The following is a 26153-nucleotide window of genomic DNA, read 5'->3' as shown; positions in this document are numbered from 1 at the left end:
ATTAATCGTATTTCTCTTTACGTTTCTGGCTCATCGGAAGTGCCTGCTCATTGTCAACAAGATCAACTTTCTTGCCATAAGCTTCTTCAATCAGCTCAACGTTTGTAGATTTAACGTTTGGATTCCATTTCTTCTCAGCAGCTTTTACTTCTTCACCAGCCATTGCTGTCTTCAGCATAGCAAGTGCACGGATTGCATCTTCCTGGCAAAGAGTATTGCAACCAAGTACTTCGTTCTCAATACCGGACTCAGATTTGTTGTTATCAACCATGTACTGCATGTGTTTATTACCAACAACAAGTGCTCCCTGTACTGCACAGTAAGACATACCTACTGTCGGAACACCTCTCATACCGATCTGCTCGATATGACTTGCGAAGTCAATGTGGTTATTTCCGAAACCTTCTGTTGTAACGAAAGCTCCATCCGCATCCATCATCTCTACTGTATGACCTACACGACGAGATACATAGAACTTCTCAGCATTGATCTGAGGAGATCCTACAAATACAACTCCGCAAAGGTCAACTTCCGGATCATGAAGTGCTTCCAGTACAAGAGGCTCTCTCCAATAATGTCTGGACATCTCTTTAGATGCAGGTCCGATACATGTTAATGCATGGATACATCCATCCAGTACTTCCAGCGGAGATACGCAGATCGGAACGTTTCCTAAGTCTACGTTAGCTCTTGCGCCAAGGATACCAACAGGTTCTACAGGAAGGATGAAGTTATCATGCATAGCTCCCTGTCCCATGATTTCCTTAACAATTACAACTTTTTTCTTTCCAGGACGACGGATAGATTTCAATTCCTCTGTATCTGCTACAAGGCTTTCATCTAACTCTTTCATTACTTCACGGATTTCCTGTGTAATGATGTCAAATGCTGTATGAGCAGCCATAGGTCCACGACGCTCCATGTTTGTCTTCTCCTGGATTACGATATTACCTTTGATAAAGATCTCTCCTTTATCTGGGCAACCCGGACGTCCCCACATGATGTTCTCATCAAGGTATCCTTCTGAAGAACCGAACTCACCGATCTGAACTCCGCCTTCATCTGTACCAGTCAGCATCATAACAACGCCATCAAGTACTCTTGTAACACCTTCACCGATGATTGCATCGCCTTCTTTTGTAGCGATTGGCTGAACATCCATGATAGTTTCTGAATATGTGTGATATTTATCAGGAGTGATAATTTCCAGATGGAAATCTTTAACTAATTCCTGATTAGCAATAACGTCTGCTTCAATTCCTTCACGGATGTAAAGAGTTGTTCCTTCGATCTTTGTCTCCGGTCCTCTCTTAACTTCTGTGATCTTGAAATGTTTTCTTGTTAATTCACCAGCAACTTTTTCTACGTCAGCGTCTGCTGCAGCTACTGTGTCTGCTGTAGCTGCTCCTGCTGGAACTTCTGCTACCGCTGCTCCTGATGCTCCAAGAGCTCCAACCGGGATCTCAAGATTGATATCTTTTCCTTCTCCGATATGAATCTTTAATGTTCCACCTGCAACCGGTGCTGCTGCAACTGGTGGTGCTGCTTCCTCTGCCGGTGCCTCTGCAACTTCCTCTGCCGGTGCCTCTGTTGTAGGTGCTTTCACACCATCCAGGACATCATTTGTTAACGGGCAAAGAGAATCACAAGTTTTTGTAAGTTTTGCTCCTAATACCTCTTCGATTGTCAGGCATCCATCCAGAGTTAATAATCCTGAATCTACCAAATCATCAAAGATAGCCGGATCTTCCAGATTAGCTGGTTCAATTGTGATGCCAGCTTCTGCTCTACAGCATAATACCGCAGGATCATGAGCATGTTCTTTAGCTGTTTCAGCTGTGATTGACATATTGTTTCCCTCCTTGTATTGGTTGAAAAAATCTACCTGTGCTTTATCGCACATAGTAATGTATATATACAGCCACGCCCGGCAGAGAGATTAGTCTCTTTTTCCCCAGGCCGAAGAATCGGGGGTCTAAGGCCCTTGCCTGTACGTGACGGTATTACCTAAAATAGAATGTGATTAAAAGTCAATATCCTGACTTACCTGTTTAGAAACTCTCAGAGTTCTGTACAGTGGATGTCCGACTGTTCTCATAACATGGTCTGTCTGATGGAATACTTTCAAGCCCATCTTCGGTCCGGATGCCATAACTGTGTTAGAGCAGTCAGAGCAGTTACCGATGATGACATATTCACATTTGTCTTTCTTGAACTGCAGGTTGTTCTTAACCTGTCCAGGGCAGTTACCAGGTCTTAAGCACTTCAGTGGTGCACCCGGTTTATTCTCGATCGCCTGTTTACATCTGCACATAGAAACAACGTTTCCGTTCATCTTCTTAGCGATCTCTCTCATACGTTCTTCACTACCACCGCAGGCACATACTAATATACCTACATTAGCTCCGTGAAGATCCGGGAATTCAACAGTTACAAGAATTGCTCCTGTTGTCTTGGTAATCGGTGCATCTAATTCTGTAGATTTACCAGTGAAGGCTCCTCCCATGATGATCTCACCGTATTTGCCATCAATTCCACCTGCTTTCTCGATCAGTTCGCCAACGCTTACACCGATCGGCACATCCATATATACGTGTGCTGCATTACCACCATTCAGTTTTCCGCGAACCGTTAAGTTCTTGCTGATACATGGTCTCTTCTCATCGATTGCTTCTGCAACTCGACAGGCAGTCTCAACATTTACAACTACTGCTCTTGCAGCTGATGGAAGCTGAGTTGTATCAAGATTCACACCCAGACACTCTCTTACTACCGCACGTTCTTCTCCCATTGGATAAATATCCGGAAGCAGATGCATTGTAATAGCAGACTCCTTCTCAAGAGCTTTCTGCAGAGCTTTGATTGCTTTGTGATGTTTTTTCTTAATTGCGATAATCGTCTTCTCAGCATGTGTGATTTCCATGCAGTATTTGATACCGCGGATTACTTTATCTGTCTGTGTCTCAATCTGCTGTGTATTGTGCTCCAGTCCTGGTTCACACTCAGCAGCATTGATCAGGATATATCCACAGTCGATGCTGAAATCCTTTGGCAGTTCCGGGTTGATCTCCGGATTAATCTCTCCCATCGGAGTCTCTGCCAAGTTAATGTTAAGCTTAACTCCTGTCGGGAATCCAGCTCCTCCCATTCCAACTACTCCGGCTGCTTTTACCATATCCAGTTTACTTGCATCTTCCGGCACATCGATCGGCACGAATTCATCCGGCTGCTCATCTGCAGCTTCAATGATGATTCTGTCATCTGTAATCTCTGTTACTTTTCCGTATACACTGGCATAGATGTTAGCTCCAAGTCCAGTCGGTGTAGCAATCAGTGTACCTTTTTTTACATCTGCCCCAACTTCAACGCACGGTGCACACGGTGCGCCAACATGCTGACGTAATAAAATCTGTACTTTTCCCATGACACTATTCTCTCCTTTTCTTTTATATATAAGTAAAAAACGAAACCTATACCATAGTTCGTTTACTTATTCTGACTTAACTTCGCTGTTACATTCTGTTCTTCTGACTTTTAAACTTTTAATATAATATGTAGATAATGCATACTCTCCAGCTTTCTGCTGTGAGAATATAAATCGTATAATCATTATTATTCTTTTTTATCCGTTGTTCAGCTCGCCACATTCCTTTATTCATAGATGCTTTCTATAAGTTATTTTTTTAACGCAACTTAGCTGCACTTCTTCTGGCGGAGGCATGTGGGAATCGAACCCACCCAGGACGCTCTTAACGCCCCACACTAGTTTTGAAGACTAGGAGGCACACCAGTCACCCATCTACCCCCATATTATGCGCTTTTCATTCGCTTGTTAAGAATAGCACAATATTCGTTATTTTTCAACACTTTTTATTTAAATTTATAATATCAAAAAAGCATTGACTTTTCAAGGGTTTTCGTAGATAATAGAAACAAGAGATTAAACGCGGTACTAGAATACGGTCTATTTGTTAATTTTATGTCGTACTTTTGTATGATTATTCGTGTTTATCACTGAATTTGCTCTCATTTTTTTGAGTCTATTTTAAAAAAGGCACATTGCAAACTCGGGGTTTCTATGTGTTTTTATAAAATTTATAGAGGTTTTCTATAAATAATAATTATTCAATATCTCATATTAAGGAGGGACTAATTATGGAGTTAAAAGCAAATGTGAATTTTGCAAACTACGAGGCAGCACTTCAGGTTGTTGACGCACATACAGCCGGAGAATTTTGCCGTATGGTAATCGGGGGATTTCCAGAGCCGGAAGGCAACACCATGATTGAAAAGAAAAAATGGATGGAGGAGAATTACGATCACGTTCGTACAGCTCTGATGCTGGAGCCTAGAGGACACCACGATATGTTTGGTGGTTTCTTATGCAAACCAGTCAGCGACGAAGCAGATCTGGGAGTTATCTTCATGGATACAGGCGGATATCTGAACATGTGCGGACATTGTACAATCGGTTCCGTTACTGTTGCAATCGAAGCAGGACTTGTTGAATCCCATGAAGGTGAAAACGAAGTTGTTCTGGAAGCTCCTGCTGGAATCATTCGTACAACAGCTGTGGTAGAGAACGGAAAAGTTACAGGTGTTACACTTACAAATGTACCTGCATTCGTTTACAAAGACAACTTAACAGTTAATATTGACGGAGTAGACATTCCTTATACTATTTCATTCGGTGGAAGTTTCTTCGCATTAGTTGATACAACTAAGCTTGACATCGGAGAGATCAACGCCAAGACAGTTCCGGCATACACAGCTCTCGGAATGAAGATGCGTGATAAGATCAATGCTGAAGTTAAGATTCAGCACCCAACACTTGACATCACAGAAGTTGACCTTGTTGAGTTCTACGGACCAACACCAAATCCGGATCAGGCTACTATGAGAAACGTTGTAGTATTCGGTGATGCTCAGGCTGACCGTTCACCTTGCGGAACAGGTACAAGTGCTAAACTTGCTACACTTCATAAATGGGGTGAGCTTGGCGTTGGAGAAGAATTCATTTACGAAAGCTTCATGGGAACACGTTTCAAAGGTGTAATCAAAGAAGAAACTAAGATCGGTGATTACGATGCAGTTATTCCAATGGTTACAGGTACAGCTTACCTGACAGGTGTTGCTACATATATTATCGATGGAGACGATCCGTTAAAATACGGTTTCCTTATCGGATAATTATTCATCAGATTATATTTACGGGAGAGAACCTGTTTCTTGGTTCTCTCTTGTTTTATTATAGCAGTATGGAAAATGTATCATGACAGCACGGCTACATCTCCACTGCTAACCAGCGATAAATCACATTTCACGGAATTTACCGCTCATATAACAACGAGGAAAGGAAACATCGTATGCCAAGGAAAAGACAATCCACAAAGAGCCGCATTGTTAAAGCTGCATGGAATTTATTTTTCAAAAATGGTTATGAAGATACCACTGTCGAGGATATCATAGCAGCATCCAAGACTTCCAAAGGTACTTTTTATCATTATTTCAAAGGGAAGGAAGCTTTGTTAAACAGTTTATCTTATCTCTTTGACCAGAAATACGAAGAATTATATGGTGTGATCGATCCTGCATTGTCTGCTTATGACAAATTGCTTTTCCTGAATCATGAATTATTTTATATGATCAAGACAAGTGTGGATATCAAGCTTCTTGCTTACCTGTATTCTTCTCAGTTGATCACCAAAGACAAAAAATCTCTGTCTGATCACAAGCGTTTTTATTTCACATGGATCACAGAGATTATTCAGACAGCTTTAGATAATGGGGAGTTCAAGAACACCAGCACAACTGAAGAATTAGTAAATATCTATGCTATGTATGAACGTGCCATTCTTTACGACTGGGCATTATTTAAAGGCAAATTTGATCTGACAGACTATAGTGACAAGCTGTTACCACATGTCTTGGATACCTTTGTCGAAGGAGTTTAAAATTTTATAACAACAGGAAAAGAGCAGATGGAAAACCATCTGCTCTTTTCCTGTTGTTAGTTATGTTGTAGTATACTTATACAAGACACTCATGCATATTTTCTTCCTGAATCCCGTTCTTCTCCATCATCGCTTTGATCTGGTCACGTTCATCCAGGTTCGCGCACCAGGAAAGTCCGCATCCCGCTGATATCGCACGCGGCACCGGAATAATCCTTCCCGGAACGTTCTGCTCTTTACAAGCCTTTTCCATAGCCATAGCATCTGCTGTTGTATGGAATGTAATTATAAGTTTCATTTCTTTTTTTCTCATGTCAGTCTCACTACTCCTCTTACTCGTCTTCTGCCAGTTCGTGAATCGCACGAATTGCAGTATCCACTTCCTCGTCTGTATTATAATGGGAAAAGCTGAATCTTACAGCTCCCTGTTCAACCGTTCCAAGCGCTTCATGCATAAGCGGTGCACAATGCCCACCTGGTCTTGTTGAAATACCATATTCAGTAAGAAGTTCATCACTGACTTCTGCGGAATCATAATCACCGATATTCAGTGTCACGATCGCGCAACGCTCCTTCGTATCGAAGTCGCCGTATATTGTTACACCCGGCACATCTTTTACGCCATAATAAAAACGCCACATCAGTTCTTGTTCACGGGCGCGTATTGCATCCACGCCTGTTCTCTCCAGATAGTCCATGGCTGCATGAAGGCCTGCAATTCCATGTCCATTGAGTGTCCCCGCTTCAAGCGCAGTCGGCATCTGCACCGGATGTTTTTTATTGTATGTCTGCACACCACTTCCGCCAACCTTCAGCGGTCTGACTTCCAGTCCTTCTCTCACATAAATTCCACCTGTTCCCTGTGGTCCCAGCAGACCTTTATGTCCCGTAAAGCAAAGAACATCGATATGCATCTTCTGCACGTCTATCGGAAATATTCCTGCAGTCTGTGACGCATCAACAACAAACAATACACCATGTTCTTTCGCCATATCGCCAATCGGTTGTAATGGGATATAATTTCCTGTCAGATTCGATCCATTTGTACAAATAATCATCTTCGTCTCAGGTGTGATCGCATCTTCTATATCACGGATATCAAGAGTCCCTTTCGGATTGCTTTTCACAATCGTAAGTTTCACTCCCTTTTCCTGCATCTCATACAGAGGACGTAATACTGAATTATGCTCCAACATCGTTGTAATCACATGATCTCCCGGATTCAGCAATCCTTTGATCGCTATGTTAAGACTCTCAGTTGAGTTTGCTGTAAATGCAATCTGCTTCGGATTCTCTGCACCAAAGAAACGGCATAACTGATCTCTCGTATCATAAATCACTCTTGCCGCACTCAAGGACGCTTCATTCGCCCCTCTTCCGGCATTGCCCATTGAACTCATTGCCTGCACAACTGCATCAATCACTTCCTGTGGCTTATGCATTGTTGTAGCTGCATTATCCAAATAAATCATAACTCTTATCCTCTCATACAGGCGGATAACCGTCTGCTCTTAGTATACTTGTTTTTAATTCTCCCGTCTAATAGATATATTATATGTTCGTATCGCTTTATAGATTCCATCTATTAGTCTCGTCATTATACCGCTTTCTCGTCCTGTTCTTTCTTAAGTTCATGGCTTTCAAGCCCATAAACTTCTTTTACAATTTTCACAAAACGCTCTGCACTTCTTGATAGCTGATAATTCTTATTATATACAAGATTGATATCTCTGCCGTCATCACTCTCCGGAATAGGGAATGCAAGGAGAAACCCTGCTGCCACTTCATCTTTTGTTGCCAGCTTTGATAATACAGAAATTCCCATTCCCTGTCTGACAGACTTCTTAATTGTCTCCTGATTCTCAATACTTGCAATGATGTCCAGGTCTGTCATCTTGATTCCGGCATCTTTTAACTGATTCTCTGCTTCCTTACGTGTTCCGGATCCTTCCTCGCGCATGATCACATGTTCCTCTTTCATCCAGGAAATATCTTCGGGATTCATCTTCTGCAGTTTCTGATATCTTTCTGTATTCGGCGTAATAATTACCAATTCGTCCTTATAGAACGGAATATATTTGCAATGTTTCTTTTCCAGAACCGTTCCGGTAAATCCGACATCTGCCATATGATCAATAATCTGCTGTACCACTTTGCTGCTATCTGTCTCAACAATTTTAATTTGTTCATCCGGATAACGCGCATTAAAACTCATAAGTGCTTTTGGGAGAAGATGCTGTGCCGGAATTGTGGAAGCTGCAATTGTAATTCCATGTTTTTTCTCACCTTTTTCCGTTCCAAAACTCTCTTCTATCTTCTTCTGCAGATCGATCATCTGCTTTGCATATTTGTATAATTCTGTGCCGTCATCAGACAGACTTACTTCTTTTGTATTTCTTACGAATAATCTTGCGTTTAATTCTTTCTCCAGCGATGAAATATGTGCACTGATCGTCGGCTGTGTCAGGAACAGATCTTTTGCCGCTTTCGAAAAACTACCACCTTCTGCTACTTTTACAAACGCTTCTAACTGTTTCAGATTCATTAGTATGCCACCCTTTCACTCTCTGCACCGGTTTTTTTCGTTACTTTGATACTGTCCATATACTCCAGAATCGGTTTTGCACTTTTTCTGCTCGTATCAAAAATGTCTCTTACCTGTGCAATTGTAATGATTGGATCTTCCGACAGTTTTGCTAAGATGATTTCCTTCGCTTTGCCCATATATTCAGCAAGCGTATACATGTCATCTGTAACTTTGACAATCTTTCCTTCTTCCAGCAAAATATTTAATATATCGTCTCCGATCTCCCGACTGACTTTTCCAAGATCAATCTCCGTATATTTCAGGAAATCATATTTTGCTTTGCGGAAGCTGTCAAGATAGGTCCCGGATACTTTCTCATAAGTATCATCTTTGGTGACTTCATAATCAGGTGTACATAAAAATTCATCTACACGTTTGATGTGTCCGTTGTTTTCTTCTTTTTCAATAATTTTATCAAATACATTTGGCTTCACTTTTTTGAAGAAAGTCATCTGTACTTCTGCTTTTTTCATTCCATAACGGTATGGATGCTCTTCTTCGTATTTCTCCAGTGCATCCGTCAGCTTCTTCGCTGCTTCACGCTCAGAATCCGCATGCCAGACATAAGTATCTTTTCTCATCGGGAATGTGTAAATCGTTCCCTCTTCTTCCAACTCTTTTACATCTTCTGCAACTTCTTCCGGTGACAGTGCAGTAAGCTTCGCAAGCTCTGTACAGGAAATCAGTGTATCGCCGTGTGCTTTCGCATGCAATGCGATAACATCTGCGGAGGAACCAGATTCCTTTCTTTCCAGTTCTTCAATGACATCGTCCTGGAATCTGCGCTTAATCTTCGGATTCGGCTCCAGGATCATGCCTCCACCGATCGTCTCCATCGGTGAATAGAAGCGGACAACAAATTTGTCTCCTCTTCTGACTGCAATCTCTTCTTCCAGGCGAAGCTGTACATAACCACTCTCACCCGGTCCGATTTCTTCCTTGTCAAGAAGAACTGCACGACATAAAATCTCGCTTGTTCCTGTGAAGAAATGAAGCCGCGAATGATTAGTCAGCACACGTAACGATGAGTCCAGCACATTCAGTTTTACATCAAGAAGATCTGTATTCTTCATACTGTTGACCGGCGCAAGCACGCATCCTCTCTTGATCTCCTTTTTCTTAACGTTGGAAAGATTGATTGCAACCCGCTGTCCTGCGTAACATTCTTTCTTATCCTCTCCATGCACCTGAATGCTTCGGATTTTACATTCTTTGCCAATCGGATACATCTCCAATGTGTCTTCTTTGGAAATCGTTCCAGATACAAGTGTTCCGGTGATAATCGTTCCAAATCCCGACAGTGTAAATGCACGGTCAATTGGAAGACGCGGGATCGTGTGAATATCCTTCTGGACAATGTCATCGCTTGTCAGATGCACGATCTCATCGATCAGTTTGTCCAGTCCCTGTCCGGTTGCGGCAGATACTTCCACCACCGGTGCTCCTTCCAGAAATGTGCCTGCCAGCTCGTCTTTTACATCTTCTTCTACGAGTTCCAGCCACTCTTCATCTACAAGATCACATTTATTCAATACAATAATACTTTTTTCAATTCCCAATAAATTCAGAATATCCATATGCTCTCTTGTCTGCGGCATGATTCCTTCGTCCGCTGCAATGACAAGCAGTACAAGATCCATTCCTACTACACCGGCAACCATGTTGTTAATAAATTTCTCATGTCCCGGAACATCGATGATTCCTGCACGATCTCCACCCGGAAGGTCAAAATACGTAAATCCAAGGTCAATTGTAATTCCACGGCGCTGTTCTTCTTCCCATCGGTCTGTATTTCTTCCGGTCAGTGCTTTAATGAGTGTCGTCTTACCATGGTCTATATGCCCGGCCGTTCCAATGATGATATTTTTCATAGCCATTCTCTCCTAACGTACTTCTATCAGACTCTTCTCTTCAAACACCTGCAGTTCCTGTAACTGCTTAGCGAGTAATTTGAAATTCTGTTCATCCATCGTTCTTACGTCGATCAGCACAGTGTCATTTGCTGTTCTCGGAATCAACGGCACCGGCATATGGCGCAGTCTTTCTTCAAGCTCTGTAATGCTGATCTTCTCAGGATTGATCGCAACGCCCATACTTGCGATACGCTCCAGAGGGAGAGAACCTCCGCCAATCTGTGATTCAAGTGGAACCACACTGATCTCGGCAGAAAGCTTTGCCGCTTTTAAAATACGGCATAATTTCTTAGCATCTTTAGTCACTTCGTCTAATGATTTTGTAATCATGCGAAGAACAGGAATGTTCTGAACTGCCTTTTCTTCAGACAGATATTCCTGTAATACAAGTTCCAGCGTTGCCGCTGTAAATTTATCAATACGGAGAGCACGGGTAAGCTGGTTCTTCTTCATCATATCAATGTATTTCTTCTTACCGATAATGATACCTGCCTGTGGTCCTCCCAATAATTTGTCGCCACTGAAGCAGACAACATCCGCACCTTTTGCAATGGATTCCTGTACAGTCGGCTCGTGTGTCAGACCGTATCTTTCCAGATCAATGAGCACACCACTTCCCAAGTCTTCCACTACCGGAAGATCATGTTCCTTCGCAAGCGGGATCAGTTCATCAATCCCTACTGTATCTGTAAATCCGACAATACGGTAATTGCTTGTGTGTACCTTCAGAAGTGCCTTTGTCTCTTCTGTGATCGCATCTTCATAATCATCATAGTGTGTCTTGTTGGTTGTTCCTACTTCCACAAGTGAAGCCCCGCTCTGCTCCATAACATCCGGGATGCGGAACTTACCGCCAATCTCTACAAGCTCGCCACGGGAAACAATCACTTCCCCTCCTTTAGCAAGCGAGCTCAAAATAAGCATAACAGAAGCAGCGTTGTTATTGACTGCCATCGCAGCCTCTGCCCCTGTAATTTTGCACAACAATTCCTCGAAATGCGAATAACGTTCGCCACGTCTTCCGGCTTCGAGATTATACTCCAGATTTGAATATCCTGTTGCAATAGCCGCTACCCTCTTCATATGTTCCGGGCTTATCGGTGCTCTTCCCAGATTGGTGTGGAGAATGGTCCCCGTACCATTCATTACCATGCGCATGTTCGGCGTATGCATTGCAGACACTGTCCGCTCGATCTTCTCCGTCAACGCTTCAATCTGTCTCTTTGCTTCCTCTTCGTCTTCACATTTTGCAATATAAGCACGCAGACGATTCATCTCCAGATGAATGGATTCCATAACCGTCTCCCGGCTATAAGTCTCTATCAACATCTGGACTTTCTCATCAGCAAGCAGCACATCCACTTTCGGGATACTGCGATACAACATATTCTTGTCCATATTTTTCTTCCTTCCACTTTTTCTTTGACTTAAAACAGTCGGATCAACTTGTCGCTCTTAGGTGCAACCTTTCCGATCACCGAAATCGTGGTATCCATGCTTGCATTCTTAAAATCTGCCAGCATCTCATTCAAATTATCCGGTGCCACACTGATTAACAATCCGCCGGATGTCTGTGGGTCATATAGCAGGTCCAGATAATACTCCGGAATAGAACCTGCGTCTACTTTCCCAATAGAATATCCTCGGTTCTTGTATGCTCCGGCCGGGACCAGTCCCATCTTCGCGAAATCGATCGCATCGGTAAGGTATGCAATGTCTTTAACATTGATTTCAAATGTCACATCACTGGCTGATGCCATCTCGACACAGTGACCGAGAAGTCCAAATCCTGTGATGTCTGTGCAGGCGCTGACGTCATATTTCTCAACCGCCTGTTTTCCTCTCTTATTCAGCGATGCCATAACCGTCTGCGCTTCTCTGATTGCTTCCGGTGATGCCATATCTGCTTTGATCGCAGTATTAACGATTCCGCTTCCTATCTGTTTCGTTAAAACCAGGATATCTCCCGGTCTGCATCCGTAATTCTTAAAGATCTTATCCGGATGCACAAAGCCTGATACACAGAGACCATATTTCGGTTCATCATCCTGCACCGAATGCCCTCCTACCAGAACAGCTCCTGCTTCCTTCACTTTGTCTGCTCCTCCGGCAAGGATATCCCCTAAAATAGCTGGATCCAGGCAGTTCGGGAATCCAACAATATTCAAAGCTACTGCCGGTTCTCCTCCCATCGCCCACACATCACTCAGTGAATTGGCTGCTGCAATCTGTCCGAACATATACGGCTCATCTACGATCGGTGTAAAGAAATCCACCGTCTGTATCATAGCAATATCATCTGTCACTTTATATATAGCGGCATCGTCCGACGTCTCAATACCTACGATCAGGTTCTTGTCCTCGAACTTCGGCAACTTACCCAGAACCTGGGCAAGGGTCTCAGGACCAATCTTAGCTGCTCACCCTGCCGTCTTCGTCAAGCTTGTCAGTTTTACATCTGATTTCATACTTGTTTTCTCCTCTCCTTGGTATTGAATGTAACTTCCGCCTCCTGCGAGGCTGTTTCCGCTATACATCTATTATATAGCCTGTTAAATATATACAAATAAGCCGGACTTCCTGTGCGACTCACAAGTGTCCGGCTCTATTACCTCTGTTACAAAATCTGTCTGGACAAATGATTAAGGTCTGATGATCTTACCAGCACCTGCCATTGTCTCAACAATACTGTACATATTTGTTACAGTTCCTACCACCAGTTTTTCTTTCAATCCATAATAATCAAGGCATGTTCCACATGTCAGAATCTGAACCCCCTGTGCTTCCAGTGACTTCAAATCTTCCAATGAATCAGAACCTTCTGTGGTCAGAGTCGCTCCACCATTATAGAATAACATAGTTTTAGGTAAAGTATCAAGCTGTGTTATTGCAAAGATGAAACCTTTTATTAATACTTTTCCAAGTTCATCATTACCAGATCCCATGCGGTCTGAATTAATTACTACAACTGTGTTATCTCTTGCGTCCGGCATACAAGTCTCCTCTCCTTCGCTTACTGTCTCAGGTGCTCCGTTCATCTGGATCGTAACTTTGTATTCTTTGTCAGCGATCTTCTCAGACTTTACTGCACCGCCTGAGCTTTCAGCCATCTTTGTTACGTTCTGAACGGCGATCTCATTGTCAACTAAAACTTCGATCGTCTCCGGGCCTGTGAGCGCCTGCATTGCCTTTTTGGTCTTTATAACCGGGATCGGGCAATTATCTCCCATAGCATTAACTGTAATCATAATGATTCTCCTTTCATGCCTTCCCTTTTTTATCTTATATAGATATATTCTATCATTGATGTGCGGAAAGGTAAATAGATTTCTTATTTGTAATTATATGATATTGTCCATCCTTATAAAAAGCCGGACACATCGTTCCTTTTTTAAACACTTCCAGAAATTCTTCCATTGTATGTACTTTCTCCGGAAAATAAGTGGCGCATACACCAACTTTCTCCGGTACATGGCAGTCACTAGAACCAAGTGTGAAAAGTCCAAGTTCTTCTGCATATTCAGCAGCCTTATAACATGCTTCAAGCGACGTACTTCCATTCAGGACTTCCAACCCATCCAGTCCGTGCACGGTGCGTAAATTATCTTCCAGTCCTCTGTTATTATTGCGAAATGGATGTGCTGCAAAACACACGCCGCCCTGCGCTTTGACAAGATCAATAAAATCCTGTGCAGGTATCCGTTCTTTCGGATACTCTTCAATTCCAAATGCCACTATATCGCCCTGCAGGGAGAAAAATTCAATTCCTGTAAAGATCGGAAAATTCTCACGTCTGGAATATTCTGCTGCATATTCCTTAAGCCCCATGCTGTCATGATCTGTAATGCAGATTCCGTCCAGTCCTTTTGCCCTGGCGATGCGTACCATCTCATCCAGTTTCAGAAAACTGTCTTTGGAATATGTCATCTCATGCATATGTGTGTCGATCAGCATAATCATTTCCTCCCATAGTTGTCTGTTTTTCCAACTGTTCTTCTCTTTCTATTATATAAACTCCTGTCCCGTGCTTCAAATAGAGTTTTTTAATATATATTCATTATTATAGAAGATGTCTATAGGCTTTCTTTTTCTTTTCCGCCATGCTATAATCTTTCATGAATGACTATGCTAACAAATCATGAGAAAGGTTTTTAATTATGTGGATTGCAGATCAATGGAAAGATTATGAAGTAATAGATTGCAGCAAAGGAGAAAAACTGGAACGCTGGGGTGATTTTCTTCTTGTGCGCCCGGATCCGCAGGTAATCTGGGATACCAAAAAGACAAACAGTGGCTGGAAACATCCGAACGGACATTATCACCGCAGTAAAAAAGGCGGTGGCGAATGGGAATTTTTCGATTTGCCAAAACAGTGGCAGATTCATTATAAAAAGCTGACATTTAATTTGAAACCATTCAGCTTCAAACATACCGGACTTTTCCCGGAACAAGCAACCAACTGGGACTGGTTCTCCGATAAAATCAAAAACGCCGGACGACCGGTAAAAGTTCTGAACCTTTTCGCCTATACCGGAGGCGCTACTCTTGCGGCTGCCGCAGCCGGAGCAAGTGTTACACACGTAGATGCATCCAAGGGAATGGTTACATGGGCGAAGGAAAATGCAGCATCTTCCGGTTTATCCGATAAACCGATTCGCTGGCTTGTCGATGACTGTGTGAAATTTGTAGAACGTGAGATCCGCCGTGGCAATCACTATGATGCGATCATCATGGATCCACCTTCTTATGGAAGAGGTCCGAAAGGAGAAATCTGGAAAATCGAGGATGCCATTCATCCGCTTATCAAATTATGTACGAAGATACTCTCTGCTGATCCGTTGTTCTTCCTTGTAAATTCCTACACAACCGGTCTGGCACCTGCTGTTCTGACTTATATGATCGCGACAGAACTTGCACCATGGCACGGACATGTAGAATCCCAGGAAATCGGTCTTCCGGTCAGCAGCACCGGCCTTGTCCTCCCTTGCGGAGCATCTGGACGCTGGTCTAAAGAGATATAGCATTTTTGTCCGATATGATGTATGCTATAACTATAAGATGATGTTTGGGAAAATATCCCAGACAAGGACACGAAAGGTTTCTAACGGAGGAGAAAAGATGGAAAAATATGTATGTCAACCTTGCGGCTATGTTTATGATCCGGAAAATGGGGATCCGGACGGAGGTATCGCTCCCGGAACAGCTTTTGAAGATCTGCCGGACGACTGGCTCTGCCCGATCTGTGGTATGGGAAAAGAAGTATTCGCAAAAGAAGACTAATACGGATACGCCGTGTAAACTTGTCAAAAAAAACATGGACATAACAAAAGGAGACCAGCTGTATATTGAGAACACCTCAGCATACATCCAGTCTTCTTTTTATTATGTACGAAACACACCATATTGCATAATTTCCCCATGATATCTCATTGGAAAATATAATTCTAAAGAGTTTTTATGATTGAAAATTATACACTCCCCTCTAAAAACGGAATCACTTCCCCAAGATCAGCAAACTTCCGGTAAATCAGCTTTTTTATCTCTTCTGTCGGCCGGAGCAGATCCGGAATCATGATGGTATGTAATCCTGCTGCCACCGCCGACCGGATTCCGCCCGGTGCATCTTCAAATGCCAGTCCGTTTTCCGGACGCAGTGCAATACTCTCACAGGCACGGAGATAGATTTCCGGATCTGGTTTTCCTTTTGTCACCATATCGCCAAATACACCGCCGTCAAACCACTGATAAAGTCCCGCATCCATCAACACGCGCTCTGCATACCCTCTGCTTGACGAAGTTGCCACTGCGGTCTTGTAGTCATGCGTCTTTGCATATTCCAGTAACTCTGCTGCTCCTTTTTTCACCGGAAGTCCCTCTGTATCTGTAATCTGATAAAAATATTTGGATGTCAGTTTCTGAAATTCTTCATAAGGAAAATCTGCGCTGATCGCATTTTTAAAATACTGTCTGCGGCTTTTTGCATTCATTCCCAGTGTATGGTAGATCTGCTGCCCCATTCCTTCTATTCCGAGTTCTTTGCCGGACAGCTCCCACGATCTCTGCACAATCCGCTCCGAATCAAGCAGCAGACCGTCCATATCAAATACAAGTCCTTCTATTTTATTTCCATTTATTTTCATGACAATGCTCTCCTGTATCTCCAATTATTACTCATGATAGTTATTTTACATCATTTACCTTAGTTCGATTGTTTTCTATTATACACAATTCCAAATCTAAAGAAAACCTTATGTCTTCCTGAAATTTTTGTGATATCTATTGTATCCATCCGATATAGATACTAAAATGTAAATCGTTTTAGGAGGGATTTTTTTATGAGTATGAATACTGCAAATAAGGGAAAAGATATCTTCGACAATGATTTTGAAGTTATCTACGAAGGGGATCTTCCTGATATTAACATCGATACAGATGATAATTACAAAGACGTACTTTCCAGTCTTTCCGATCTGGATACGACGAAACATATCGATTATGTGGAAGAAAATTATACTACTTCATTCGATGAGACGCCGGAAGAATATATGAAACGGAAGCGCGGCGGTAAGGTATCCGGCAATGATTCTGACAGAAAACGTTCTTCTGATAAAGGCGGGCGCAAAAAGGGCGGTTTTCATCTGCCAAATTTTCTGTCTCCTTTGAAGAAAGGCGCTGCAACCGGTGGAAAGGTCGCTGCTAAAGCAACACGCAAGACGTTAAATCTCCTGCTCCGTGCCGGAACTCTGGTACTCATTGCTATTATTTTCTGCATGCTGGGACTGACATTCTGGAAAAACGCTCCGGCTTACGGAAATATTGCTGCGGCGGTCGCACAGAAGAATTATATTCTGGGTGCTTATCTTGGTGTTGCCTTATTCCTGCTTCTCGTGGAAGCTGTCACATTTTTAATCGTGCTTTTCGGAAGCAGTACTTATGGGAAACGCGGACACCGTTACGATAAAGGCAAAGGCTGGTTTTCTTTTATTTTCATCTATGCAGGTGCATATCTGTCTCTGTATTTTGGAAATCTGATCCCGGCTTCTCCGGCTCCGCTTCAGGGTTTAAAAGGAGCACTGCAACTCTACGGCGGACTTGCTTCCGCTCTTCTGCCACTCTGCGCGCTGGGTGTTGTAAGCTGCTTTGTAAGAAAATATGTGATACGATAGTTAGTCAGTTTTCTACAGAGGCTATAGTTATTGAATATATTTAATAAAGCAAAAGCAGCTCCATGCTATGAAATCTCAACTGAGATACATAACGCGGAGCTGCTTCTCTTATGTTCCGGGGGAAATGTCCCCTTTTACATATTTACTTTTATTTATCCTTAATTTCTTATCAGTTAATCAATTGAAATGAGTGTACGCCGTGTGTACAACCATTGACATCAACGGTCATGTTATTATACTTTCCGACTTTTTCAGCAATTTCTTCCTTGGAAAGTGTTTGACCAAGGAGTTTTGTTGCTGCTTCTTTCTGTCCTGCAACAGTCTTTAAAAAAAGACCACCACTTTCGTGATGATCTTCTTCGTAATTGATATTATATCATGTAGCAAATGCGGATGACAGGACTTGAACCTGCACGTCGGGGACACCAGATCCTAAGTCTGGCGCGTCTGCCAATTCCGCCACATCCGCATGCGAACTGCCTAAATAATATACTATATTTTCTGCATATTTGTCAACTGGTTTTTTATAATCATCTGTTTCCTGTTATTGCCGGGACATTTCGAAAATTTTCCTTAAATAACCTGATGCTCCATCCATTTTCCACTTTTAAAGCGGATACTGTAAATAATCGCACGGACTGACCAGTCAGTGAACATTCCGATCCATACTGCAATCGGTCCGAAACCGAGCACTCTCGCAAGAAACATCGCAAGTGTGACACGACAAAACCACATGATGAGCGCCGATGTAACCATCGTAAATTTCACATCCCCGGCTGCACGGAAACCGTATGCCGGTATAAATGCCAACGACCACACAATTGGTTTTGCAATGGTGATACAGCCAACCATGAAGATACACATTTTTGCACTCTTTGCTTCCATTCCACCGAAAATCGTAATTGGATGTACGAGCGCAAAGATCAGCAGACAGCTTGCAATCACGACAACTTCTGACACGGCTGTCATCTTCTTAATATAGTAGGCTGCCTCATCTTTTCTTCCGGCTCCCATACATTCTCCGACTACCGTCATCAGTCCGACACCTATTCCAATTGCCAGAATACCATTCAGATTTTCCAGGATATTTGTCATTCCCTGCGCAGCAATTGCGGCCGTCCCCATCATAGACACCGTAGACTGGATTGCCAGTTTACCAAACTGGAACATACTGTTTTCGATTCCCGACGGAATACCAAGATACAGAATCCGGCGGATCTGTGACCAGATAGGGCGAATACTAAGATACCCCCTCAGGCGGATAATAAGTTCCGGACGGCGCAGAAGACACAGCACTGCAATCATCGAAAATGCACGCGACAACATGGTCGCTGTTGCCGAACCGATAACTTCCATATGAAATCCCCATACAAACAGTATATTTAATATGAGATTCAGAATATTTGCACACAGTGAAATCATCATCGGCGTTTTACTGTTTTCCTGTGCACGGAATATGGACGAACCATCATCATACAACGCAATAAACGGATAGGATATCGCTGAAATAATAAAATATTGTCTGGAATATTTCATAACCTGTGGTTCTACTTCTCCAAAGATCAGCCGCAGGAGCGGTCCATTTGCTGCCAGACAGATTGCTGCAATCACCACAGACAATACAAATGTGATAAACAGAAGCTGTCTTGCCGCTTCATTTGCTTCTTTTTCTTTTTTGCATCCAAGATATTGGGAACATACAACTGTTCCTCCTGCTGCCAGTGCATAAAACGCCTGAACGATCAGTACGTTGATGGCGTCTACCAGACTGACTGCCGAGATTGCCGCCGAACCCAGATTGCTGACTACCATTGTTCCAACTGTTCCCATCATGGAATTTAGCAACTGATCAAATGCCAACGGTGCCATCAGTTTCCACAATGCTTTATTAGAAAACATGTGTTTTCCCACTTTTTTTCCTTCTTTCTACATAAACAAAAAAACGCAAACCCCAAAGGATTTGCATCTATAATTCAGTGAGCGTGCGGGGATTCGAACCCCGGACAACTTGATTAAAAGTCAAGTGCTCTACCACCTGAGCTACACGCCCATATAACTGGGCTAGTTGGATTCGAACCAACGAATGCAGGAGTCAAAGTCCTGTGCCTTACCGCTTGGCGATAGCCCAATAATACATTCTCTCTTTACAGAAAAAAAGAAAGGTGGGTAATGGGACTCGAACCCATGATATCCAGAACCACAATCTGGCGCGCTAACCAACTGCACCATACCCACCATATATTACTTATCGAACTATAGCTGTCCAACTAAGTACCACATTATTAAATTGTTGTGGTTCTAACGAGCCTGGGGGGATTCGAACCCTCGACCTACGGCTTAGAAGGCCGTTGCTCTATCCAGCTGAGCTACAGACTCTTAAGGATAAGCTCCTCAGAACTATCACTTTCCCAAATGTCTGTTGACACTCGGAAAGCGGGTGATGGGAATCGAACCCACGTATCCAGCTTGGAAGGCTGGTGTTCTACCATTGAACTACACCCGCAAGATTATCGGGGTGACAGGATTCGAACCTGCGACCTCCTGGTCCCAAACCAGGCGCTCTAGCCAAGCTGAGCCACACCCCGATATTGTTTACTTCGTGTCATCTTGTTGTATCTCCGTGACACAATAGCTATTATATAGCAAGGTTCGAACATTGTCAATAACTTTTTTCATTTTTTTGCAATTTTTTTACATGTCTTTTCTTATACATATTTCAGCTCAATCTCCGGCATGCCCGATGCATCAATCTCCATGATCATATAGGTCTTCTGACGCCCGCTCTGACGCGGGTAAGAGATACTTCCCGGATTCAATATCGTCACGCCGTCTTCTTCATGCAGCGATGGCTTATGTGTATGTCCATACATCACAATGTCAGCGTCTCTGCCTTTAGCTTCTTTCAGTAAATCACTCTCTCCCATAGATACATAATAATAGTGTCCATGTGTAATGAAAATGTGATTTCCTTCCACAACGAATTCTTCTTCCTGCGGAAGATCACTGAAATAGTCATTATTTCCGGCAACGATATGTACCGGACAGCCCGCCAGTGCTTCTATATAATCAGCCCCGCCTTCCACATCTCCAAGATGGATAAGCATATCAATCGGCTTCTCCCGCTCCAGAACCTGTTCCAGAGATACGTGAGCCTTATGTGTATCACTTACGATCAGTATTTTCATTTCTTTTTATTCTCCAGAATCTCACGCATTTTCCGAAGTCCTTCTCCTCTGTGGCTTCGTCTGTTCTTCTCTTCCGGCGCAAGTTCTGCGCTGGTACATCCACATTCCGGCAGATAGAAAATCGGATCATATCCAAATCCGTTTTCTCCGGCAATCTCATGACCAATAATGCCCTCCATCGTGCCGCGCACAACTTCATGGCTTCCATCCGGAAGTACAGCTGCGATCGCACAGACAAACCGCGCTGTACGTTTTTCGTCCGGTACACCATCCAGACGGTCTAAAAGCGCCTGATTTTTAATATCATAGGAAGTATCCTCTCCCATGTACCGCGCAGAATAGATTCCCGGCTCTTTGTTCAGATAATCGATTTCCAGGCCGGAATCATCTGCCATCACAACTGCTTCTTTGTATTCCGGCATCTCATGTGCGATTTTCGCAATCTCGGATGCTTTGATCAGTGCATTTTCTTCAAATGTGGTTCCATCCTCTACAACATCTGCCTGAATCTCTGCTTCTTTCTGTGAGAGAATCTCCAGTCCCAGACCGTCAAGGATCATACGGACTTCCACCATCTTATGCTCATTTCCTGTTGCAAATATTATTTTCTTCATCTACTGCTCCTCTCTCGGTTTTCTCGGCGGCTTCGGTCCCATAAACTGATAGAAATATGTCTTCAACATTCCATTGTAAATCTTCCGGTTCTTATCCGCTTTCCGTCCGAAATAACGCTGTGCATCTTCATAAGAAGTAATCATGTAAGCCGACCAGCTGTCAAGTCCTGCAAAGCTTTCGCCAAATGCACGATACAGTTCCGGCAGGTCTTTCTTATCTTCCAGACGTTCTCCGTAAGGCGGGTTCGTCACGATAAATCCGTATTTCTTCGGATGGCTTAAGTTTCTTACATCTCTCTCCTGAAAATGGATCAGATGATCCACTCCGGCTTCTCTTGCATTTCTTCTTGCGATCTTAATGACCGATCCATCGATATCATATCCCTGAATGTCCACATCGATATCGTCCTTAATCAGATCATTTGCCTCGTTGATCACGTCATACCACATCTTCTTCGGGATCAGGTTCGTCCACTCTTCTGCCGTGAAGGAACGATTCATTCCCGGCGCGATATTTGCAGCCATCATTGCAGCTTCTATCGGAAATGTTCCACTTCCGCAGAACGGATCTACGAATACACGGTCTTTCTTCCATGGTGTCAGCTTGATGAGTGCTGCTGCCAGAGTCTCCGTGATCGGCGCTTTGCCGGAAACTTCACGGTATCCTCTCTTGTGCAGGGACACACCGGATGTATCGATTCCTACTGTCACGATATCTTTCATCAAAAATACACGTACCGGATAAGAAGCTCCGTCTTCCGGAAACCACTCGATTCCATAATATTCCTGCAGCCGTCTGACCATTGCTTTCTTCATAATAGACTGGATGTCTGACGGGCTGAATAATTTACTCTTAACAGACGCTGCCTTGGCAACCCAGAATTTTCCATTCTTCGGAATATAACGCTCCCACGGCAGGTTCTTTGTCTTGTCAAATAATTCTTCAAATGTTACCGCTTTGAAACTTCCTGCTTTTACAAGGATTCTCTCTGCTGTCCGCAGGAAAATATTGGCACGACAGATTGCGTCTTCATCTCCATAAAATGTCACTCTTCCATCTTCTACTTCTGCGATATCATAGCCAAGGTCTATGATCTCTCTTTTTAAAACTGCCTCCAACCCAAAATGGCATGGTGCAATCAATTCTATTTTACTCATATATTTCTCCTGTTTCTTCCGTACTTTTCTGTTTGTACTCTTTCTTAGTATATTCTACATAAAAAAAGCGTGCAAGGTTTTTATAACAAAGAATATGACTTTGCATATCTGCCGGAAGATTTTTATATAAAAAAGGCTTCCCTGAAAATACCTGTATCTTCAGGGAAGCCTTTTTGTTTACTTCATTATAAATGACTACCATCATAAAGCGCAAACTGCATCACACATTATTTGATTTTTGCTTTTGCTGCTTTTGACCATGCCGAATAGAGTTTGACACTCTTTCCGCCATATTTCACTGTCTTATAAGTGTGGATTGTTACGCCATTTTCTGATTACTGTCTCTCTTTGTAGCCGTGGCAGTTGCTATCAGAAGAATTTCTATTGGATTCATTCTTGTCGGACTGCCCATATGCATTCTTTTTGGATGCATTCTTATTATATCCGTTTTTGTTAGATGAGTTCTTGTCTGCGATGTTTTTTCCATAAGCATTCTTATCAGATGCATTCATGTTTGATGAGTTTTTTGCCATTTTAAATTCCTCCTAATTCTTTTTTAAGTTACAGGATTATTGTGTCCATCTGCATCTGTTTTATGTATCTTTTTCACAAAAACAAGCTTACAAATATATTAAGATTTTTTTAAGGTTTTTCTTGCTTTTTGACTCTTGCTATATTATACTTAAACTTGTAGAAAGGTTACTTTCTACAACCCCTTATTAATTATTTATACTCCCCTCAAAAGACCGATGGCTCCCCCATCGGTCTTTTACTTTATATTTTTCTTTTTATCACAGGGATTAATCAAATTTTTCTTCTGCTTTCATTTCTTATCTTCGTCTCTGTCCGATTACCCGGAGAATCCACATCAACACAATAAGCGGAAGAACAATCGGCGCAAGAATGCTGATAATCCCTCCGATCACTGCCACGATCAAGACGATAATTCCAACAAGCCCCAGTATCAGAAGCAGTTTCTTCCACCAGCTGTCCAATCCAAATACATGGACATTGCCATATCTATTCTGTTTGCCGGAATCATATTCGCCATTTGCAGTGGTCTCACTTCTGTATTCACCTTCTGTGTACTCCTGGTTCTCCTGTGCATCTATGATCGTACGGGCGATCGCCCATGGATCTCCCAATTCATCTATCACTTCTTTTTCGGATTTTCCTTTCGCTACTTCATCTGTAATATACTGCTTATAATAATTCACATTCTCACTTACAACTGTACCACTTAAGTCATTGCCAAGTGCGGCTCTTAATTTTTCCAGAAATTCCTGTTTTGTCATTCTATTATCTCCTTAATCAGCAAAATGTGCCTAATAAAAAACCTTGCACTTAGGATAGCACATACAAGTTGCCATTCCAAGTGCAAGGTTCTTAAAATTTTCTAATGAATTTATAAAAATCAGGAGTTCATATTTATCGTATCTTTTATCTATCGCAAAACCGATTACACTTCAAAGATCAGATCTCCATATGATGGCATCGGCCATGCTTCTTTGTCTACGATCATTTCCAGTTTGTCAACCGGTGTACGCAGAGTTTCCATTGCAGGTACTACATCGAAGTGATAGAATCTTGCCTGCTCTTCACCTTCATCCATAGCTGCTGCCTTATCAGTTACAGCACTGAGTGCATCCAGTGCGCTCTTTGTCGCAGCCAGGAGATCACTTGTCTCTTTCAGCAGTCCAGCCTGTACGGAAGCGTCTACTCCTGCTTCTTTCACTGCAAGTACTGTATCTGCCAGAGATTTTGTATATTTGATAACAGCCGGGATGATCTGTTTGCTTGCCATGTCGATCATTGTACGTGCTTCAATGTTGATAGCCTTTGAGTAGTTCTCATACTTAATCTCTACACGTGACTCAAGCTCTGCCTTTGTGAATACTTTAAACTTCTCAAACATAGATACTGTATCTTCTGTTACCAGTGCCGGTACAGCTTCTACCATAGATTTGATGTTCGGAAGTCCTCTTCTCTCAGCTTCTTCTACCCATGCATCTGCATATCCGTTACCATTGAAAATGATTCTCTGGTGCTCTGTTGCATATTTCTTGATCAGATCATGTACTGCCATATCGAAGTCATCTGCTTTCTCCAGGACATCACACGCCTCTGCAAATGCTTCTGCTACGATTGTGTTAAGTACAACGTTTGATCCGGAAATAGAATCTCTTGATCCTACCATACGGAACTCAAATTTGTTACCTGTAAATGCAAACGGCGATGTACGGTTACGGTCTGTTGCATCTTTTGCAAGATCCGGAAGTGTACTTACACCTGTCTCCAGTCTTCCACCTTTCAGACTGTGTGTAGCTTCTCCGGTATCTACGAGCTGGCGGATTACATCTTCAAGCTGATCTCCAAGGAAAATAGAGATGATAGCCGGAGGTGCCTCGTTTGCTCCCAGTCTGTGATCATTTCCTACATCTGCTGCAGATTCACGAAGCAGTGCTGCGTGTTTGTCTACTGCTTTCAAGATACATGTCAGCACCAGTAAGAACTGTACGTTCTCATGAGGTGTCTTGCCTGGCTCTAACAGGTTCTTACCATCATCTGTAGTCAGTGACCAGTTGTTATGTTTACCGGATCCGTTGACACCTGCAAATGGTTTCTCATGAAGCAGGCATTTCATTCCATGCTGGCATGCAATTCTCTTCAATGTCTGCATTACCAGGTGGTTGTGGTCAACAGCTACATTTGCTTCACCGTAAATCGGTGCAAGCTCATGCTGTGCCGGTGCAACTTCGTTGTGCTGTGTCTTGGATGCAACTCCAACTTTCCACAGTTCAATATTGACGTCCTTCATAAATCCGGCAATTCTCTGACGGATGGTTCCGAAATAGTGATCGTCCATCTCCTGTCCTTTTGGAGGCATCGCTCCAAATAAAGTACGTCCTGCATAAATAAGGTCTTTTCTCTGCTCAAACTTTTCAGCATCTACAAGGAAATACTCCTGCTCTGCTCCAACAGAAGGAGTTACTTTCTTAGCTGTTGTATTGCCAAATAAACGAAGCAGTCTCAGTGACTGTTCATTGATTGCCTGCATAGAACGCAGAAGCGGTGTCTTCTGGTCAAGTGCTTCTCCTTTGTAAGAGCAGAATGCTGTCGGAATACAAAGTGTAGCGCCTGCTGCATCATGTCTTACAAATGCCGGTGAAGTACAGTCCCATGCTGTATATCCTCTTGCCTCGAATGTTGCTCTAAGTCCTCCGGATGGGAATGAAGATGCATCCGGCTCTCCTTTGATCAGTTCTTTTCCGGAAAAGCTCATCAGCACTTTTCCGTTCGGCAGTGGTGCAGAAATAAAAGAATCATGTTTCTCAGCGGTAGCTCCTGTAAGGGGCTGGAACCAGTGTGTATAATGTGTAGCTCCTTTCTCAATCGCCCACTCTTTCATCTCGTGAGCAATTACATCTGCTGTTGCAAGGTCTAATTCTTTTCCCTCTTCGATAATCTTCTTCAGATCCTTATAGACCTTCTTTGGCAAACGCTCTTGCATGACAGTATCGTTAAATACATCTTCCCCAAAAATCTCAGCTACTTTCAATGCTTCACTCATGTCTT

23 protein-coding genes and 8 tRNA genes are annotated in these 26153 nt (G+C 42.8%); 5 read left to right on the top strand and 26 right to left on the bottom strand.

Going from position 1 to position 26153, the window contains the following annotated elements; translation table 11 throughout:
- Position 1 precedes the first annotated feature (1 nt).
- The 3 genes from prdA to DXC04_RS15525 all read right to left on the bottom strand — a co-directional run bounded on the left by prdA (position 2) and on the right by DXC04_RS15525 (position 3807).
- Complete coding sequence (gene prdA / locus DXC04_RS07320; RefSeq protein WP_118660612.1) at positions 2-1849, bottom strand: D-proline reductase (dithiol) proprotein PrdA; 1848 nt, start codon at positions 1847-1849, stop codon at positions 2-4.
- Between the two features lie 174 nt (positions 1850-2023).
- The gene (locus DXC04_RS07315) at positions 2024-3424 is read right to left on the bottom strand and encodes a proline reductase-associated electron transfer protein PrdC (protein WP_118660610.1); all 1401 of its coding nucleotides are present in this window, start codon (positions 3422-3424) and stop codon (positions 2024-2026) included.
- Positions 3425-3709: 285 nt separating this feature from the next.
- Positions 3710-3807: transfer RNA gene (locus DXC04_RS15525), tRNA-Sec, on the bottom strand.
- Positions 3808-4155: 348 nt separating this feature from the next.
- On the opposite strand from DXC04_RS15525, the gene DXC04_RS07310 reads away from it, so the two are divergent.
- Together DXC04_RS07310 and DXC04_RS07305 are read left to right on the top strand one after the other, a co-directional pair.
- Complete coding sequence (locus DXC04_RS07310) at positions 4156-5190, top strand: proline racemase family protein (RefSeq protein ID WP_021859784.1); 1035 nt, start codon at positions 4156-4158, stop codon at positions 5188-5190.
- Between the two features lie 176 nt (positions 5191-5366).
- Positions 5367-5954 (top strand): TetR/AcrR family transcriptional regulator, encoded by a 588-nt coding sequence (locus DXC04_RS07305; protein WP_021859785.1) that lies wholly within the window; start codon positions 5367-5369, stop codon positions 5952-5954.
- A 76-nt stretch (positions 5955-6030) separates the two neighbouring features.
- On the opposite strand, the gene DXC04_RS07300 is transcribed toward DXC04_RS07305, so the two are convergent.
- From DXC04_RS07300 to DXC04_RS07265, 8 genes are all read right to left on the bottom strand, one after another.
- Complete coding sequence (locus DXC04_RS07300; RefSeq protein ID WP_021859786.1) at positions 6031-6267, bottom strand: DUF3343 domain-containing protein; 237 nt, start codon at positions 6265-6267, stop codon at positions 6031-6033.
- 19 nt (positions 6268-6286) lie between these two features.
- Positions 6287-7426, bottom strand: a complete 1140-nt coding sequence (locus DXC04_RS07295; protein ID WP_118660608.1) for an aminotransferase class V-fold PLP-dependent enzyme — start codon at positions 7424-7426, stop codon at positions 6287-6289.
- 125 nt (positions 7427-7551) lie between these two features.
- A complete protein-coding gene (locus DXC04_RS07290) occupies positions 7552-8499 on the bottom strand; it encodes a selenium metabolism-associated LysR family transcriptional regulator (protein WP_021859788.1) in 948 nt (315 codons plus the stop codon).
- Positions 8499-10412: a selenocysteine-specific translation elongation factor gene (gene selB, locus DXC04_RS07285; RefSeq protein ID WP_021859789.1), complete on the bottom strand. Its 1914-nt coding sequence runs from the start codon at positions 10410-10412 to the stop codon at positions 8499-8501. Before selB ends, DXC04_RS07290 begins: the two co-directional genes overlap by 1 nt.
- A gap of 12 nt (positions 10413-10424) precedes the next feature.
- The gene (gene selA / locus DXC04_RS07280; protein WP_021859790.1) at positions 10425-11852 is read right to left on the bottom strand and encodes an L-seryl-tRNA(Sec) selenium transferase; all 1428 of its coding nucleotides are present in this window, start codon (positions 11850-11852) and stop codon (positions 10425-10427) included.
- A 29-nt stretch (positions 11853-11881) separates the two neighbouring features.
- Positions 11882-12922 carry a selenide, water dikinase SelD gene (selD, locus tag DXC04_RS07275; protein WP_186855938.1) on the bottom strand — a complete coding sequence of 347 codons (1041 nt, stop codon included), beginning with the start codon at positions 12920-12922 and terminating at the stop codon, positions 11882-11884.
- 174 nt (positions 12923-13096) lie between these two features.
- On the bottom strand, positions 13097-13702 hold the full coding sequence (gene yedF / locus DXC04_RS07270; RefSeq protein ID WP_021859792.1) for a sulfurtransferase-like selenium metabolism protein YedF: 606 nt from the start codon (positions 13700-13702) through the stop codon (positions 13097-13099).
- Positions 13703-13754: 52 nt separating this feature from the next.
- Positions 13755-14408, bottom strand: coding sequence for a PHP domain-containing protein (locus DXC04_RS07265; RefSeq protein WP_117537773.1), 654 nt, complete (start codon positions 14406-14408; stop codon positions 13755-13757).
- A 203-nt stretch (positions 14409-14611) separates the two neighbouring features.
- On the opposite strand from DXC04_RS07265, the gene DXC04_RS07260 reads away from it, so the two are divergent.
- Positions 14612-15475, top strand: a complete 864-nt coding sequence (locus tag DXC04_RS07260; RefSeq protein WP_118660606.1) for a class I SAM-dependent methyltransferase — start codon at positions 14612-14614, stop codon at positions 15473-15475.
- A gap of 97 nt (positions 15476-15572) precedes the next feature.
- Entirely contained in the window at positions 15573-15734 is a 162-nt protein-coding gene (rd, locus tag DXC04_RS07255) for a rubredoxin (RefSeq protein WP_117537772.1), read from the top strand.
- 188 nt (positions 15735-15922) lie between these two features.
- Here rd and DXC04_RS07250 read toward each other — a convergent pair whose 3' ends face one another.
- Positions 15923-16594 carry an HAD family hydrolase gene (locus tag DXC04_RS07250; protein ID WP_118660604.1) on the bottom strand — a complete coding sequence of 224 codons (672 nt, stop codon included), beginning with the start codon at positions 16592-16594 and terminating at the stop codon, positions 15923-15925.
- A gap of 195 nt (positions 16595-16789) precedes the next feature.
- Between DXC04_RS07250 and DXC04_RS07245 the strand changes: the two genes are divergently transcribed.
- Positions 16790-17620, top strand: coding sequence for a hypothetical protein (locus DXC04_RS07245; protein ID WP_118660602.1), 831 nt, complete (start codon positions 16790-16792; stop codon positions 17618-17620).
- Positions 17621-18008: 388 nt separating this feature from the next.
- Here the strand turns inward: DXC04_RS07245 and DXC04_RS07240 are convergent.
- The 14 genes from DXC04_RS07240 to DXC04_RS07170 form a co-directional block, all read right to left on the bottom strand.
- A tRNA-Leu gene (locus DXC04_RS07240) sits at positions 18009-18089 on the bottom strand.
- A 104-nt stretch (positions 18090-18193) separates the two neighbouring features.
- Positions 18194-19519 carry an MATE family efflux transporter gene (locus DXC04_RS07235; protein WP_021859798.1) on the bottom strand — a complete coding sequence of 442 codons (1326 nt, stop codon included), beginning with the start codon at positions 19517-19519 and terminating at the stop codon, positions 18194-18196.
- A gap of 78 nt (positions 19520-19597) precedes the next feature.
- Positions 19598-19670, bottom strand: a tRNA-Lys gene (locus tag DXC04_RS07230).
- 6 nt (positions 19671-19676) lie between these two features.
- Positions 19677-19748: transfer RNA gene (locus DXC04_RS07225), tRNA-Gln, on the bottom strand.
- A 33-nt stretch (positions 19749-19781) separates the two neighbouring features.
- Positions 19782-19855 (bottom strand) — tRNA-His (locus tag DXC04_RS07220).
- A 67-nt stretch (positions 19856-19922) separates the two neighbouring features.
- Positions 19923-19996 (bottom strand) — tRNA-Arg (locus DXC04_RS07215).
- A gap of 56 nt (positions 19997-20052) precedes the next feature.
- Positions 20053-20123 (bottom strand) — tRNA-Gly (locus DXC04_RS07210).
- 7 nt (positions 20124-20130) lie between these two features.
- Positions 20131-20205, bottom strand: a tRNA-Pro gene (locus DXC04_RS07205).
- Positions 20206-20325: 120 nt separating this feature from the next.
- Positions 20326-20805 carry a metallophosphoesterase family protein gene (locus tag DXC04_RS07200; RefSeq protein ID WP_021860180.1) on the bottom strand — a complete coding sequence of 160 codons (480 nt, stop codon included), beginning with the start codon at positions 20803-20805 and terminating at the stop codon, positions 20326-20328.
- Positions 20802-21419 (bottom strand): RdgB/HAM1 family non-canonical purine NTP pyrophosphatase, encoded by a 618-nt coding sequence (gene rdgB, locus DXC04_RS07195; RefSeq protein ID WP_021860179.1) that lies wholly within the window; start codon positions 21417-21419, stop codon positions 20802-20804. Before rdgB ends, DXC04_RS07200 begins: the two co-directional genes overlap by 4 nt.
- Positions 21420-22577, bottom strand: a complete 1158-nt coding sequence (locus DXC04_RS07190; RefSeq protein ID WP_021860178.1) for a THUMP domain-containing class I SAM-dependent RNA methyltransferase — start codon at positions 22575-22577, stop codon at positions 21420-21422.
- A 335-nt stretch (positions 22578-22912) separates the two neighbouring features.
- Positions 22913-23110 carry a hypothetical protein gene (locus tag DXC04_RS07180; RefSeq protein WP_021860176.1) on the bottom strand — a complete coding sequence of 66 codons (198 nt, stop codon included), beginning with the start codon at positions 23108-23110 and terminating at the stop codon, positions 22913-22915.
- Positions 23111-23407: 297 nt separating this feature from the next.
- Positions 23408-23872 carry a DUF1700 domain-containing protein gene (locus DXC04_RS07175; RefSeq protein WP_021860175.1) on the bottom strand — a complete coding sequence of 155 codons (465 nt, stop codon included), beginning with the start codon at positions 23870-23872 and terminating at the stop codon, positions 23408-23410.
- Positions 23873-24036: 164 nt separating this feature from the next.
- A complete protein-coding gene (locus DXC04_RS07170) occupies positions 24037-26148 on the bottom strand; it encodes a glutamine synthetase III family protein (RefSeq protein ID WP_021860174.1) in 2112 nt (703 codons plus the stop codon).
- Between the last annotated feature and the right edge of the window lie 5 nt (positions 26149-26153).

It is taken from the genome of Dorea sp. OM07-5 (assembly GCF_003481355.1).
GTDB classification, from domain to species: domain Bacteria; phylum Bacillota; class Clostridia; order Lachnospirales; family Lachnospiraceae; genus Dorea_D; species Dorea_D hominis.
This window is presented reverse-complemented; position numbering and strand designations above follow the sequence as displayed.